This window comes from Rhodococcus sp. 05-2256-B1 (assembly GCF_002258465.1).
GTDB lineage: Bacteria > Actinomycetota > Actinomycetes > Mycobacteriales > Mycobacteriaceae > Rhodococcoides > Rhodococcoides fascians.
The window spans coordinates 112,850-126,988 of sequence record NZ_NOZA01000031.1; the positions used below are offsets into that span (position 1 = coordinate 112,850).

The window sequence follows — 14,139 nt, forward strand, 5'->3', positions numbered from 1 at the left end:
AACGGCATCGTGCGATGACGGCACCGCCGATACGGGTACGCGACGCCGCCGCACTGCTCGGAGTCAGCGACGACACCGTCCGCCGGTGGATGGACAGCGGGACCCTGCCCTCCCGCGACGACGAGACGGGCCGCAAGGTCGTCGACGCGCGCGCTCTCGCGCAGTACGCCCGCGAGCACGCCGCTCCCCCGCCCGAGGTGGCATCGGGCGGTAGCTCGGCCCGGAACCGACTCGTGGGGCTGGTGACCGAGGTGGTCTCCGACGCGGTCATGAGCGAGGTCCGCATGCAGTGTGGGCCGTTCACCATCGTGTCCCTGATGAGTACCCGGTCGGTCCAGGAATTGGGGCTCGAACCGGGCTCCATCACCGTCGCGGTCGTCAAGGCCACGACCGTCATTGTCGAAACCCCCTAGGACCGAAGGACGATGTCAGTGAAGAACATTCGAGCGGTTCACGGTGCTCTGGTCGCGGTCGCCCTGATGCTTGCAGGGTGCGCGGCCGACCCCGCTGCCGAGGACGCTCCGCAGGACGGGGGTTCGAGCACGCTGACCGTGTTCGCGGCGGCATCACTGCGCTCGACGTTCACCGCGCTCGGCACCCGCTTCGAGCAGGAACATCCCGGTACCACCGTCGATTTCAGCTTTGCGGGCTCCTCCGATCTGGCCGCGCAACTGGTCAACGGTGCACCTGCCGACGTGTTCGCCTCTGCCGATACCAAGAACATGAGCACGATCGTCGATGCCGGCCTCGTCGCCGGCGACCCGGTCGATTTCGCCTCCAACACCCTCACCATCGTCACTGCCCCGGGTAACCCCAAGGCCGTCCGGTCGTTCGCCGATCTGGCGAAACCCGATGTGCTGACGGTGATCTGCGCGCCGCAGGTGCCGTGCGGCGCGGCCACGGCAGCCGTCGAGAACGCCACCGGAACCGACATCCCGGCCGTCAGCGAGGAGTCGTCCGTCACCGACGTTCTGGGCAAGGTCACCTCCGGTCAGGCCGACGCCGGACTGGTGTACGTCACCGATGCAACGGGGGCCGCAGACGCCGTCACCGCCGTGCCTTTCCCGGAATCGAGCGGGGCGGTCAACACCTATCCGATCGCAGCATTGAGCGGATCCGACAACGTGGACACGGCCCGCGCCTTCACCGACTTCGTCGCCGGACCGGTCGGCCGTGAAGTGCTGACGCAGGCCGGTTTCGCGGCACCGTGACCGGGCACGCCGCGGGCACAGGTCCGACCGTCGGTGTACCCGGATGGATATTCGTCCCTGCCGCTGCCGGAGCGCTTCTCGTCGTCGCGCCGTTGGCCGCGATGTTCACCCGAATCGACTGGACGAACTTCTTCGGGCTCATCACGTCCGAGTCCGCAGTAGCCGCACTGCTGTTGAGTCTGAAGACGGCCTCGGCGAGCACGGTGTTGTGTGTGCTCCTGGGTGTGCCGATGGCAACGGTCCTCGCCCGCAGTTCGTTTCGCGGTCTGTCGACGCTGCGTTCCCTCGTCGTCCTCCCCCTGGTGCTCCCCCCGGTGGTCGGCGGCATCGCCTTGCTCTACACGTTCGGTCGCCAAGGGCTACTGGGCGAACATCTCGATGCCTTCGGAATCCGGATCGCGTTCACCTCGACGGCCGTGGTGCTCGCCCAGGCCTTCGTGTCGTTGCCCTTCCTGGTGGTCAGCGTCGAGGGCGCGCTGCGCACTGCCGGGGACCGATACGACGTGGTGGCCGCAACCTTGGGCGCACCCCCTACGACGGTCCTGCGCCGCGTCACCCTCCCCTTGATCCTGCCCGGGTTGACGTCCGGAATCGTTCTCGCGTTCGCGCGCGCATTGGGCGAGTTCGGCGCGACGCTGACGTTCGCCGGTTCTCTCGAGGGAGTGACCAGAACCCTGCCCCTCGAAATCTATCTGCAACGCGAGTCCGACCCCGACGCAGCGATAGCCCTGTCGCTCGTCCTCGTCGTCGTCGCGGCAGTGGTGGTCCTGGCCGCTCGCGGTACTCGAACGACGGAAACACCATGAGTTCGCTACACCTGCGCGCCACCGTCGCGGCCCGGGGCGTCGATCTCGAGCTGGATGTCGCCGAGGGTGAAACAACGGCGATCCTGGGACCGAACGGCGCAGGTAAATCCACACTGCTGCAGCTCGTCGCGGGCCTGGTGCCACCCGACGACGGCATCGTCCGCCTGGGCGAGGACGTTCTGACCGACACGACCGCAAGGACGGCCGTTCCGGTGCACGCCCGCGGCATCGCGACTCTGGCACAGGAGACACTGCTGTTTCCTCACATGACCGCACGGACGAACGTCGCATTCGCACCACGTAGTTCCGGCGCCGACCGGAGGACGGCCAGAGCAGTGGCCGATCGATGGCTCGACGCAGTCGGAGCCTCTCACCTGGCCGAGCGCCGCCCGGCACAGCTGTCCGGGGGCCAGGCTCAGCGGGTTGCCATCGCCCGCGCACTCGCCGCCGATCCCCGACTCCTCCTGCTCGACGAACCGCTCGCCGCGCTCGACGTCGACACGGCCCCGGCCATCCGAAGACTGCTGCGCACCGTACTCCGAGAGAACGGTCGTACGGCACTGATCGTCACCCACGATCTGCTCGACGTCGTCGCACTCGCCGATACCGTCGCCGTCGTCGACGGTGGACGCGTCGTCGAACGCGGGTCGGTCGCCGACGTTCTCACCGCCCCGCGAAGCGAGTTCGGTGCTCGCATGGCCGGGGTCAATCTGATCTCGGGCCACGCACTCACCGTCGGCGACACCACCGCGCTGCGCACGCCGTGGGACACCGTCGTGCACGGCTCGGGGCAACACGGTTCCGGGACGCCGGTGGTCGCAGTCTTCTCCCCCGCTGCGGTTTCGGTACACCTCACCGCGCCGCACGCCAGCCCGCGCAACGTCTTCGAAGTAGTCATCGAGGAGATGGAAGTGCAGGGCTCGGGCATCCGCGTCCGAGCTCGTCCGCACCCCGACGGCACACCGGGTATCGCGGCAGACATCACCGCCGCCGCGGTATCGGAGCTGGGCCTGGAACCCGGCCGACGGGTGTTCTTCGTCGTCAAGAGCCGCGAGGTGGTGCTGCATCCGGCCCTGGTGTCACGGCGGTGATGCATGCGAACGCGATCAGTCTCGCAGTTGCCGATCACTACCGGTCACGAGCCATTTACCCGACAGCACTCGACCGGCGACCGCGACCATGCGCAGGCAGACGAAGACACCCAGACCCAGCCAGATGCCCACGACACCCCAGTCGAACACCAGGGCCGACCAGATGAACGGCAGAAACCCGACGATCGCACACGCCATCGTGGCGTTACGCAAGAACGCGGCATCGCCGCTGCCCAACAGCACCCCGTCCAACGCGAACACCACACCGGCGACCGGAATGATCGCCACGAAGATCCACCAGATCGCCTGCATCTGATCGATCACCGAGACGTCGGTGGTGAACAATCCCGGGACGACCGGCCGACCGACGGCGAAGGCCGCGGCCAGGACCACCGCGAAGACCGTCGACCATGCCGTTAACCGGCGAGCGAGCGCACGCGCATCCTCGGTCCTGCCCGCACCCAGGGCCGCTCCCACGAGTGTCTGCGCGGCGATGGCCAACGAGTCGAGCATCAACGACACCAGGTTCCACAGATGCAGCACCACCTGATTTGCCGCCACCGACGCGGCACCGAATCTCGACGCGACCGCTGCGGCAGACAGGAAGCACGCCTGGAACGCGAGACTGCGCACGATCAGATCGCGGCCGAGTACCAGCTGCGCCCGCATGACCGACCAGCGCGGGCGCAACGGCGCACCCGACCGCCCGAGGGCACCGACGAACAGAGCGCCTGCGACACCTTGGCCGATGACGTTCGCAACGGCCGAGCCCACCAATTCGAGCCGCGGAAATCCGAGCAGGCCGTGGACGAGGAGTGGACACAGCACCGCCGACACGCCGAAACCGAGCACGACGAACCGCAATGGTGTCGTCGTGTTCTGCACGCCGCGCATCCAGCCGTTCCCGGCCAGCGATATCAGAATGAACGGCACCCCCACCAGCGCCACGCGCAGCCACAGCAGTGCCTCCGCGGCAATGTCACCGCCACCGGCCAGTAGCGACACGACGGGGGCGGCGAACAACTGGACCACGAGGACGATCGCGAGACCGATCGCCACCGCCAGCCACGTCGCCTGCACCCCTTCCCCGACGGCGTCGCGCTCACGACCGGCACCGTGCATGCGCGCCGCACGCGCAGTGGTTCCGTAGGACAGGAAGGTCAGCTGCGTGCTGACCTGAGCGAGGACGAGCCCCCCGATCGCCAGGCCGGCCAGAGCCAACGCGCCGAGCCGGCCGACGACCGCCGCGTCGAACAGGAGGTAGAGGGGTTCGGCGGCCAGAACTCCGAGAGATGGAAGCGACAGCCCGAGAATTCGGCGAGCCGTGACAGGGGTGGAACTCACGACGCCGACAAGGCCTCACGGAGCGCATCGATCACGTCGGGGAGCTCACCGGTCGCGGTGTAGCCCGCGGCGTTGTGATGTCCACCGCCGCCGAGACCGGTCGCCACTGCAGATACGTCCACCTGCGTCTTGGATCTGAGCGACACAACCCAGACCGACCCGAAATCCTGCTGCTTCAACACCGCAGCCACCTCCGCCTCGGAGGTGGTCCGCACGATGTCGATGACACTCTCGATCTCCTCCGACCTCAGACCGGCCGAATCCTCGCTCCGGATGACGGCGTACACGAGCCCCTTTCCGCCCGCCGCGTCGGGCAGCAGCTCGGCCGAACCCAGTACCGCCCCGAGCATCGGCAGCCAGTCGAAGGGGTGCGTATCGAGGAGGCGACGGGCGATCCGTGCACCGTCGATGCCGGTCGCGAGCAATCTCTCGGCGAGCAGATGCGAACCCGGCCGCACCCACCGGAACGACCCGGTATCGGTGACCAGACCCGCGAACAGCAGATGCGCCAGGTCCGCATCGATGTCGACACCCCACCGATCCAGCAGGCGGACGATCACGGCCGTGGTGGACTCGGCGGACGCGTGGACGACGTTCAGTGTTCCGAACCGCGTATTACTTCGGTGATGGTCGATGACCAGGGACTCCGATGCGGAGTCGAGCCGCTCGCCGAGCGAACCGAGTCGACCTCGGCTTCCGGCGTCCACGGTGACCACCAGATCGACCGATTCGGCCACCTTCTCCGGCTCCACCAGTAGATGCCGGTTCGGTAGCTCTTCCATCGATTGAGGCAGAAACGCGGGCGCGGCGAACGCCACCTGCACCTGCGCGCCGCGACGTTCGAGTACCGAACCGATTGCCAATCCGCTGCCGATCGTGTCGGCATCCGGCTGGACATGGCAGAGCACGGTCACCGAGGAAGCGCGCTCGAGCATCTCGATCGCACACGCCAGATCCTCGTCCAGCTCGAACTCCGAACCAGAGCCATCGGACATCTCAGTCGGCTTCGGCTGGCTCGACGGCTTCTGCATCGCCGCGATCCGCGGGTGACTCCTCGCGGGGAGCCTTGTACGGGTCCGGGTCTCCGGCAGGCTTCGCGTTCGCCCGGGCGCGAGCCAGCTCCTCGTCGGCTGCGCGAGCGCGTTCGAGCAGCTCTTCCATGTGCCGGGCGGTGTCGGGGACGGTATCCGTCACGAACGTCAGCGTCGGAGTGAACCGCACACCGGTACCGGCTCCGACCTTCGAGCGGAGAACGCCCTTGGCCTTCTCCAGACCCGCCGCAGCTCCCTGCAGATCGGGCGGGGTATCGAGATCCTCGCCCATCACCGTGTAGTACACCGTGGCGTCGTGCAGGTCGGCCGTCACCTTCGTGTCGGTGATGGTCACGAACGCCAACCGTGGATCTTTGATCTCGTGGTCGATCGCCGTCGCAACGATAGCGGCGATTCGCTTGGACAACTTACGAGCCCTGGCCTGATCCACCACGACAATCACACTCCTCTTTCATGGCCGGACGTCACTGCAGTGCGACGTCTCGGCGATTACGCTCCAACATTCGCCGAACACGTTCGACGAACTCCCCGATCTAATCCTCGGGGCCGAAAATTCTTCGGCGTACTGCCAACAGTTCCAGATCCTGACGCTCGGCGACGTGCCGCTCGCACTCGTCGAGCTTGTCGTGCAACAGGTCGACGTTCGTGCCCGCCGCTGCCACGCCCAACATCGAACGCCGAATACGTTCTCGCTCACCGGTTTCGGCGGCAGACACTCCCAGCCTCTGCAGATCGCCGAGAACCGGTTCGACCATCGACCGTTTCTCGGCGAGCGAACGCACGTCCCCCAACAACACGTCCAACTCCAAAGCACCCAGATACACGCTGACGTCGCCCCTTCGATCAGCTCCGACGACAAAGCCGGTGGCGGTACATATGTCGTACCACCACCGGCTCGTCCCCGGAGTGCAGTGTCACTCCCCTGGCTTCACCACCGAGCCGACGCGACCGGGAACGGAGCTGTTCAGCTCCGGACCTGTTCTAGTCGCGCGGCTTTTCACGGAGCTCGTACGCCTCGATGACATCGCCCACCTTGATGTCGGAGTACGTCACCGTCAAACCACACTCGTATCCCTCACGAACCTCGACTGCGTCGTCCTTCTCGCGGCGAAGCGAGGAGATCGTCACGGTCTCGGCCACGACCGCATTGTCACGGAGCAGGCGCGCCTTGGCGTTGCGACGGATCGTACCGGAGGTGACGAGGCAACCGGCGATGTTTCCGACCTTCGAGGAACGGAACAGCGCGCGGATCTCGGCCTGGCCCAGAGCGACCTCTTCGTAGATCGGCTTGAGCATGCCCTTGAGGGCCTTCTCGATCTCGTCGATGGCCTGGTAGATCACCGAGTAGTACCGAATGTCGACGCCCTCGCGGTTGGCGAGTTCGGTTGCCTTGCCCTCGGCCCGCACGTTGAAGCCGATGATGATCGCGTTGGATGCCGACGCCAGGTTGACGTTGGTTTCCGTGACGCCACCGACACCGCGGTCGATGACGCGCAACTCGACTTCGTCGTCGATCTGGATACCGAGCAAGGCCTCTTCGAGCGCCTCGACGGTTCCCGAGTTGTCACCCTTGAGGATCAGGTTGAGCTGCGAAGTCTCCTTCAGAGCTGCATCGAGATCGTCGAGGCTGATGCGCTTGCGACTCTTGGCCGCCAGAGCATTGCGCTTACGGGCATTACGGCGATCGGCGATCTGACGGGCGATCCGGTCCTCATCGACGACCAGAAGGTTGTCGCCTGCACCGGGCACCGACGTGAAGCCGATGACCTGAACGGGCCGGGACGGCATCGCTTCGGTGACGTCCTCGCCGTGCTCGTCGACCATGCGACGCACGCGGCCGTAGGCATCGCCGGCGACGATCGAGTCACCGACGCGCAGCGTTCCGCGGGCGATGAGCACGGTGGCGACCGGACCGCGACCGCGGTCGAGGTGTGCCTCGATGGCGACACCCTGGGCATCCATGTCCGGGTTGGCACGCAGATCGAGTGACGCATCGGCCGTCAGCAGCACCGCTTCGAGGAGGGCATCGATGTTGGTGCCCTGCTTGGCGGAGATGTCGACGAACATCGTCTCGCCGCCGTATTCCTCGGCGACCAGACCGTATTCGGTCAGCTGCTGCCGGATCTTGTCCGGGTTCGCGCCTTCCTTGTCGATCTTGTTGACCGCGACCACGATCGGCACGTCGGCCGCCTGGGCGTGGTTGATGGCTTCGACCGTCTGCGGCATGACACCGTCGTCGGCCGCGACCACGAGGATCGCAAGGTCGGTGGCCTTGGCACCACGAGCACGCATGGCCGTGAAGGCCTCGTGACCGGGGGTGTCGATGAAGGTCACGAGACGCTCGTTGCCTTCGAGCTCGGTCAACACCTGGTACGCACCGATGTGCTGCGTGATGCCGCCGGCCTCGCCTTCGCGCACCGTGGTGTTACGAATCGAGTCGAGCAGTCGAGTCTTACCGTGATCGACGTGGCCCATGACGGTGACCACCGGGGGACGCTGCTCGAGATCTTCCTCGCCGCCGGCATCTTCGCCGTAGGTGAGGTCAAACGAATCGAGCAGTTCGCGATCCTCGTCCTCGGGACTGACGACCTGCACGACGTAGTTCATCTCGCCGCCGAGAAGCTCCAGCGTCTCGTCGTTGACCGACTGCGTCGCGGTGACCATCTCACCGAGGTTGAACAGTGCCTGCACGAGTGCAGCGGGGTTGGCGTCGATCTTGTCTGCGAAGTCCGACAGCGATGCTCCGCGGGCGAGACGAATGGTCTCGCCGTTGCCGCGGGGCAGCCTGACGCCGCCGACTGCGGGAGCCTGCATGCTCTCGTACTCGGCGCGTTTCGCCCGCTTCGACTTGCGACCGCGGCGGACTGCTCCGCCGGGCCGACCGAACGCACCTGCGGCTGCGCCACGCTGACCGGGACGGCCACCGCCGCCGGGACGGCCACGGAAGCCACCTGCGGGAGCGCCACCTGCTGGTGCACCACCGGGAGCGCCGGGAGCGCCACCGCCGCGGTAGCCACCGCCACCGCCGCCGCCCGGACGTCCACCCGGTGCGCCGCCGGGGCGACCGGGACGTCCTGCTGCGGGGCCGGGACGTGCCGAACGAGTCGGCATCGCACCCGGATTGGGGCGAGGAGGCATGGAGCCCGGGCTGGGCCGAGGTCCGGCCTGACCCGGTGCGGGACGGGGGCCGCCCTGTCCGGGAGCGGGACGAGCGCCGCCTGCCGGTGCGGCCGGACGGGGTCCACCCTGTCCGGGAGCCGGTCGTCCGCCGCCGGGGCGGGGAGCACCGGCACCGGGAGCGGGTCGCGGAGCCGGTCGTTCCACCGGAGCCGACGAGTACGGATTGTTTCCGACGCGCGGGGCCTTCGGGCCGGGCTTGGGGCCAGGACCAGCGGGCTTAGGGGCGGCCGGAGCCGACGCTGTTGCCTCGGCCGACGCGGCAGGTGCCTGCTCGACCGGAGCAGTGGGTGCCGCCGGACGAGGGGAGGGCGCAGCCGGTGCCGGCGTGGGCGCAGCGGCCGGTGCCGACGGGGCAGCGGGAGCTACCTCAGCGGGCGACTGTGCTGCCGGAGCTTGCGCTGCGGGTGCCTGTGCAGCGGGGGCCTCGGGCTCGGCCGGGCGGGATGCCGGCTTGGGTCCGGGACGAGGTCCACTCGGCTTTGCTGCGCCGGGCTTCGCGGCGGAATCCGACGCACGATCTGCTGCTGCGCGACCGTTGGGTGCTGCTGCACCGGACGCCGGCGCGTCCGCGTTTGCGGACGGGAAGGATTCACGAAGTCGACGAGCCACGGGGGCTTCGACTGTGGATGATGCGGACTTGACGAACTCGCCTTGCTCTTTGAGCCGTGCGAGTAGTTCCTTACTGGTGACACCGAGTTCTTTTGCCAACTCGTGCACGCGGGCCTTGCCTGCCACTGCTCTCCTCACTGAGAGGCCGAGCGAGGCTTGGTGCCCGCACGACCTCGGGTTATCTCCGATGGACGTTCATCGTTGGTGCTTCACGGTGTGCTCATCAGTGCTGTTGCCTGTTCTTGTCGACGGGTGTTGCTCTTGTCGTGTTCTCGCCGTGCAGCCGTTCGTGCTCGTCGAGCACGTCCGATACTGCGGACGATTCCACATTTCCCGATATCCGAAACGCGCGGCCGAAGACTCGGCGACGTTCCGCATTGTGCAGGCATTCTCGGTTGTAGTGCAACCAAGCACCACGACCGGACATCGAATGCCGGATGTCGGGGACGAGAGCGAATTCGTACGAACCAGCTTCTCGAACCACGATCCTCAACAGATCGGCGGCCGGCACTCGCTCCCTGCACCCGACACATGTACGAATCGGCCGGCTTGTCACAACCGGATTCTCGCGTTCACGTCTCCGAGCGGAGAGGTCGTTACCGAACCATCGACCACTCTACCGCTGTATTGCCTCGATCTCCGCATTCCGGCCCTAGGCGCTGGTCGTCTCGGGTGCCGCCGCGTCACTGCGGATGTCGATACGCCAACCGGTCAATCGAGCGGCAAGTCGAGCGTTCTGCCCTTCCTTGCCGATCGCCAGCGACAACTGGTACTCCGGGACCACCACTCGCGCCGCGCGAGCGGCTGCGTCCACCACGGTCACAGACACAACCTTCGACGGCGACAGTGCATTCCCGACGAACGTCGCCGGGTCCTCGTCGAAGTCGATGATGTCGATCTTCTCGCCGGCCAGTTCGCTCATCACATTCCGCACGCGCTGCCCCATCGGCCCGATACATGCACCCTTGGCGTTCAGGCCCGAGACCGTCGACGCGACCGCGATCTTCGAGCGGTGCCCCGATTCACGCGCTACCGCCACGATGTCGACCGAACCGTCGGCGATCTCGGGCACCTCGAGCGCGAACAACTTGCGCACCAGATTGGGGTGTGTGCGCGAGAGCGTGATCTGCGGGCCGCGGTTGCCCCGCGCGACTCCGACGACGTAGCACTTGATGCGCTCACCGTGCTCGTACGTCTCCCCCGGAACCTGCTCGGCGGGCGGAAGCAGGCCGTCGGCCCCGTTCGCCTCGCTGCCGATCCGGACGATGACGGTGCCCTTGGCGTTGGCGCGCGTATCGCGCTGAATGACGCCGTTGACGATTTCACCCTCGTGGGTCGAGTACTCCCCGAAGGAGCGCTCGTGCTCCGCATCGCGCAAACGCTGCAGAATCACCTGACGAGCGGTGGTGGCAGCGATCCGGCCGAAGCCTTCCGGCGTGTCGTCCCACTCGGAGATCAGATTGCCCTCGGCGTCGAACTCCTTGGCCATCACCCGGACGGAACCGGTCTTGCGATCGACGTCGATTCGCGCGTTGGACTGGTGCCCCTCGGTGTGCCGGTAGGCGGTCAACAACGCGGTCTGGATCGTCGAGATCACCATCTCGATCGGAACGCCCTTGTCCGCCTCGATGGCGCGCAGAGCTGCAATATCGATATTCACTTGTCCGACCCTTCTTCCGGTGCTTCCACATTCACGATTTCGTCGGTGTTCGCGGGTGACGGCCTACCGCCCACCACGCCGCCCGCAAGATCCATCTCTTCTGCGGTCGGCCGCGAAAATTCTACCTGCACAACAGCTTTCACAACATCGGCCAGCGCGATCGATCGTGTCGAGAGAACTCCCTTGTCCTTGATCACGAGGGCAACCGAGTCACCGTCGAGAAGTCCGACGCGGCCCTCGACCTTGCCGTCGGCGAGTTCGATCCGCACCTTGCGACCACGCGCGCGACGCCAATGCCGTGGTTGTGTCAACGGGCGATCGATTCCGGGAGTGGTGACCTCGAGGGTGTACGGCGCTTCGCCGAAATCGGTCACGCCGTCGAACACATCGGAGATCACCCGGCTCAATTCCGGTAACGCGTCGAGGTCGACGCCGTCTTCACGGTCGACCATGATGCGCACGGCACTGTGCTTACCGGCAGCGACCACGTTCACGTCCTCGAGGTCGTAGCCCCGATCTCGAACCAGGTCGCCGAGCAGTTCGACAACCCTTTCCTGGGACGGAACAGGCATGTCGCGAACTCCTCGTGTGTAGTTGTCGGCAATGCGGCACAGGTGCGCCGGACCGCGTTTGGTGAACCAACAGACTACCGCCCCGCAGGTGGTGCTCGCGACCACGCACGGCCGAGGCGACACACGGGCACGGCGCGTGTCGCCTCGAGGGTCCGACACGGTCGAGGGTCTGGCACGATATCGGGGTGCCCACGCCGACCGCCCCTCTCTCGTTGAACAGACGTGGGCTGTTCCGGCTCGCCGGTGCCGCCGTCCTCACTGCGGCCACGGCGTCGACCGTCACGGCCTGCGGCGCGGAGGAAATCTCCGGTCCCGCACTCGATTCTCTGACGGCACAGTTGCGCTCCGCTCGCTCCGACGCCGCGGCTGCGTCTTCGGCGGCAACGGTCGCTCCCGATTACGCAGGAGCTCTCGGCGTGGTCGCGGCCCAGCGGACCGAACATGCGGATGCACTCGAGACCGAGATCGCCCGGGCTACCGGAGCGACCACTGACACCTCGTCGGCGACTGCCACGACGACCACGACCGCGGCCCAGTCCGCGCCGCCACCCGATCTCGTCGCGGTGCGCGATGCGCTGACCGCCTCGGCACGCAGTGCGGCGACCGCCGCCCGCGACGAAAGCGGTTATCGCGCCGGCCTTCTCGGGTCGATCAGTGCCTCGTGCACGGTGTTCGCTCAGGTGGTACTCGCATGAGCGATCTCGGACCCGAACAACAGGGGCTCGTCGATGCACTCGTCGCCGAGTACGCAGCCGTCTTCGCGTACGGGATCGTCGCGGCGTTCTCCAACCCGACCCGAGCAGACATGGTGGCCGCGTGCACCGCGGCACACCGAGCGCGTCGAGACTCGACCATCGAAGCACTCCGCGCGGCCAGCGTCACAGCGCCCCTGCCCGATCCGGCATACGCGTCTCCGTTTCCGGTGACCGATGCGATCTCGGCTGTGCAGCTCGCTGTTCAGGCAGAGATCGACACGAGTGTGGCGTGGCGCTCGGCCGTCGAGCGCAGTCGATCCGGCGGCACTCGCGAGATGGGCGTCCAGGCACTGACCGAGGCCGCGATCAGACTGGCCACATGGCAGCAGATCCTCGGCGTCACACCGTCGTCGACGGCTTTTCCCGGTCAGCCGTGACCACGTCGTCCGCCGGACCGGCGGAACGACCCGGCATGAACAGTGCCGCAACCAATCCGATCGCCACCGCCCCTGCGCCTACGAGTAGAGCGGGTGCCAACGCGTCGGTGTATCCAGCGGGGGTGAGTGATCCTCCGTTTCCGATGAACACCGCCGTCAGGACGGCGATTCCGAGCGCAATTCCCACTTCCCGCACAGTGGAGTTCGCACTGCTCGCCGTGGCGTGATCGTCGTCGTCCATGTCTCGCAACACTGCGGTCGCCGAGGGCGCGAAGGTCAACCCCATGCCGACTCCGGCCATCAGCAGCGCGGGCACCATCGACAGGTAGGCGGTGTCGGGTCCGAGGATCAGTGCCATCCACACCAGTGACAGCGACTGCAACGCCAGTCCGGACACCAACAAGCCGCGCAAGCCGACTCGATCGGCCACGAGACCCGCAATGGGTGCGACCACCATAGGCGCGGCGGTCCAGGGCAATGTGCGAAGGCCCGCCTCGAACGGGCTGTAGTGCATCACTATCTGCAGGTACTGAGCAAGCAGGAACACGGCCCCGAACATGCCGAGCGAGAACGTGATTCCGATGATGTTCGCCAGCGTGAAACTGCGTGATCGGAAGAGCGTCAACGGCAGTACCGAGAACGGGGTTCGCCATGCTCGGGAGACGAACGCGAGGAGAAGCACCGCAGAGCCGACGAAGCTCGCGAGCACGGTGGTCGATGCCCATCCGTCGTCGTTGCCGTGGACCACCGCCCACACGAGCAAGAACACCCCGCCTCCCGCGAGCACCACACCCAGCAGATCGAGAGGTTGCCTGCGCCCGGTCGACTCGGTCAGGGCGATGTACGCCAGCGGTACCGCGACGAGCGCCACCGGGACGTTGATCCAGAAGATCGCTTGCCAGGAAATACCGTCGACGACCGCACCACCGACGACAGGCCCGAGTGCGACACCGAGGCCCGAGACACCGCCCCAGATTCCGATTATTATGGCGCGCTTGGCAATCGGAACGACAGCTGCGAGCAGAGTCAGCGACAGCGGCATGATCGCCGCGGCACCGAGGCCCTGTATCGCCCGCGCGGCGATGAGCATTGCCGGACTCGTGGCGAGCGCGCTGGCCACGGAGGCCGCGGTGAACAGCGCTATCCCGCCGAGGAAGACCGCGCGCCTGCCCCAGCGATCGCCCAAGGTCGCTGCAGTGAGCATGAATGTCGCGAAGCTCAGTGTGTAGGCGTTGAGGAACCACTGCAGCTGTCCGACCGACGCATTCAGATCCTGCTGAACCACCGGCAGCGCGCTGGTCATCACCAGATTGTCGAGGGTCGCCATGAACATGGGCAGGGATGCGGCGACGATTCCCAGCCACACCGGAATAGACCGAGCGGCGGGGTGCACTGCAGGCGGAGAGGCTGTAGCGGTCATGGCGAACGTCCCGTCTCGAGTTTGTAAGCATCGAATGATTACTTATGATGCGACCGTAAGTT

The 14,139-nt window shown here is 66.6% G+C and carries 15 protein-coding genes; 6 read left to right on the top strand and 9 right to left on the bottom strand.

The genetic code is table 11. The features are described from left to right. The first annotated feature begins 14 nt into the window (after positions 1–14). Genes CH285_RS20510 through CH285_RS20525 form a run of 4 tightly spaced genes read left to right on the top strand, consistent with a single transcriptional unit; the run spans position 15 to position 3,108 of the window. Positions 15–413 carry a TOBE domain-containing protein gene (locus CH285_RS20510; RefSeq protein WP_027496755.1) on the top strand — a complete coding sequence of 133 codons (399 nt, stop codon included), beginning with the start codon at positions 15–17 and terminating at the stop codon, positions 411–413. A gap of 12 nt (positions 414–425) precedes the next feature. Further along, entirely contained in the window at positions 426–1,211 is a 786-nt protein-coding gene (gene modA, locus CH285_RS20515) for a molybdate ABC transporter substrate-binding protein (protein WP_032390121.1), read from the top strand. Next, a complete protein-coding gene (locus CH285_RS20520; RefSeq protein ID WP_032390120.1) occupies positions 1,208–2,017 on the top strand; it encodes an ABC transporter permease in 810 nt (269 codons plus the stop codon). The genes modA and CH285_RS20520 overlap by 4 nt, the downstream gene beginning before the upstream one ends. Then, the gene (locus CH285_RS20525) at positions 2,014–3,108 is read left to right on the top strand and encodes a sulfate/molybdate ABC transporter ATP-binding protein (RefSeq protein ID WP_032390119.1); all 1,095 of its coding nucleotides are present in this window, start codon (positions 2,014–2,016) and stop codon (positions 3,106–3,108) included. The genes CH285_RS20520 and CH285_RS20525 overlap by 4 nt, the downstream gene beginning before the upstream one ends. 15 nt (positions 3,109–3,123) lie before the next feature. Here CH285_RS20525 and CH285_RS20530 read toward each other — a convergent pair whose 3' ends face one another. The 8 genes from CH285_RS20530 to rimP all read right to left on the bottom strand — a co-directional run bounded on the left by CH285_RS20530 (position 3,124) and on the right by rimP (position 11,525). Beyond that, positions 3,124–4,452, bottom strand: coding sequence for an MATE family efflux transporter (locus tag CH285_RS20530; RefSeq protein ID WP_032390118.1), 1,329 nt, complete (start codon positions 4,450–4,452; stop codon positions 3,124–3,126). Then, positions 4,449–5,447: a DHH family phosphoesterase gene (locus tag CH285_RS20535; RefSeq protein WP_032390117.1), complete on the bottom strand. Its 999-nt coding sequence runs from the start codon at positions 5,445–5,447 to the stop codon at positions 4,449–4,451. The genes CH285_RS20530 and CH285_RS20535 overlap by 4 nt, the downstream gene beginning before the upstream one ends. Position 5,448: 1 nt before the next feature. Continuing rightward, positions 5,449–5,937, bottom strand: a complete 489-nt coding sequence (gene rbfA / locus CH285_RS20540) for a 30S ribosome-binding factor RbfA (RefSeq protein ID WP_027496749.1) — start codon at positions 5,935–5,937, stop codon at positions 5,449–5,451. 100 nt (positions 5,938–6,037) lie between these two features. Beyond that, positions 6,038–6,328, bottom strand: coding sequence for a DUF503 domain-containing protein (locus CH285_RS20545; protein WP_027496748.1), 291 nt, complete (start codon positions 6,326–6,328; stop codon positions 6,038–6,040). 157 nt (positions 6,329–6,485) lie between these two features. After that, positions 6,486–9,419 carry a translation initiation factor IF-2 gene (gene infB, locus CH285_RS20550; protein ID WP_032390116.1) on the bottom strand — a complete coding sequence of 978 codons (2,934 nt, stop codon included), beginning with the start codon at positions 9,417–9,419 and terminating at the stop codon, positions 6,486–6,488. A gap of 97 nt (positions 9,420–9,516) precedes the next feature. After that, complete coding sequence (locus tag CH285_RS20555) at positions 9,517–9,849, bottom strand: YlxR family protein (RefSeq protein WP_052053323.1); 333 nt, start codon at positions 9,847–9,849, stop codon at positions 9,517–9,519. A 96-nt stretch (positions 9,850–9,945) separates the two neighbouring features. Beyond that, positions 9,946–10,953, bottom strand: a complete 1,008-nt coding sequence (gene nusA, locus CH285_RS20560; protein WP_027496745.1) for a transcription termination factor NusA — start codon at positions 10,951–10,953, stop codon at positions 9,946–9,948. Next, positions 10,950–11,525 (bottom strand): ribosome maturation factor RimP, encoded by a 576-nt coding sequence (gene rimP / locus CH285_RS20565; protein ID WP_032370966.1) that lies wholly within the window; start codon positions 11,523–11,525, stop codon positions 10,950–10,952. Before rimP ends, nusA begins: the two co-directional genes overlap by 4 nt. A gap of 185 nt (positions 11,526–11,710) precedes the next feature. Between rimP and CH285_RS20570 the strand changes: the two genes are divergently transcribed. Further along, positions 11,711–12,220, top strand: coding sequence for a hypothetical protein (locus tag CH285_RS20570; protein ID WP_032390115.1), 510 nt, complete (start codon positions 11,711–11,713; stop codon positions 12,218–12,220). Further along, a complete protein-coding gene (locus CH285_RS20575; RefSeq protein ID WP_032390114.1) occupies positions 12,217–12,657 on the top strand; it encodes a ferritin-like domain-containing protein in 441 nt (146 codons plus the stop codon). Before CH285_RS20570 ends, CH285_RS20575 begins: the two co-directional genes overlap by 4 nt. On the opposite strand, the gene CH285_RS20580 is transcribed toward CH285_RS20575, so the two are convergent. Further along, positions 12,620–14,077 (bottom strand): MFS transporter, encoded by a 1,458-nt coding sequence (locus CH285_RS20580; RefSeq protein WP_094643003.1) that lies wholly within the window; start codon positions 14,075–14,077, stop codon positions 12,620–12,622. The genes CH285_RS20575 and CH285_RS20580 overlap by 38 nt on opposite strands. Between the last annotated feature and the right edge of the window lie 62 nt (positions 14,078–14,139).

Coding starts and splice junctions, on each gene's coding strand:
- CH285_RS20510 (WP_027496755.1), top strand. CDS start 15: ATGACGGCACCGCCGATACGGGTACGCGACGCCGCCGCACTGCTCGGA.
- modA (WP_032390121.1), top strand. CDS start 426: ATGTCAGTGAAGAACATTCGAGCGGTTCACGGTGCTCTGGTCGCGGTC.
- CH285_RS20525 (WP_032390119.1), top strand. CDS start 2,014: ATGAGTTCGCTACACCTGCGCGCCACCGTCGCGGCCCGGGGCGTCGAT.
- CH285_RS20535 (WP_032390117.1), bottom strand. CDS start 5,447: ATGTCCGATGGCTCTGGTTCGGAGTTCGAGCTGGACGAGGATCTGGCG.
- rimP (WP_032370966.1), bottom strand. CDS start 11,525: ATGCCTGTTCCGTCCCAGGAAAGGGTTGTCGAACTGCTCGGCGACCTG.
- CH285_RS20575 (WP_032390114.1), top strand. CDS start 12,217: ATGAGCGATCTCGGACCCGAACAACAGGGGCTCGTCGATGCACTCGTC.
- CH285_RS20580 (WP_094643003.1), bottom strand. CDS start 14,077: ATGACCGCTACAGCCTCTCCGCCTGCAGTGCACCCCGCCGCTCGGTCT.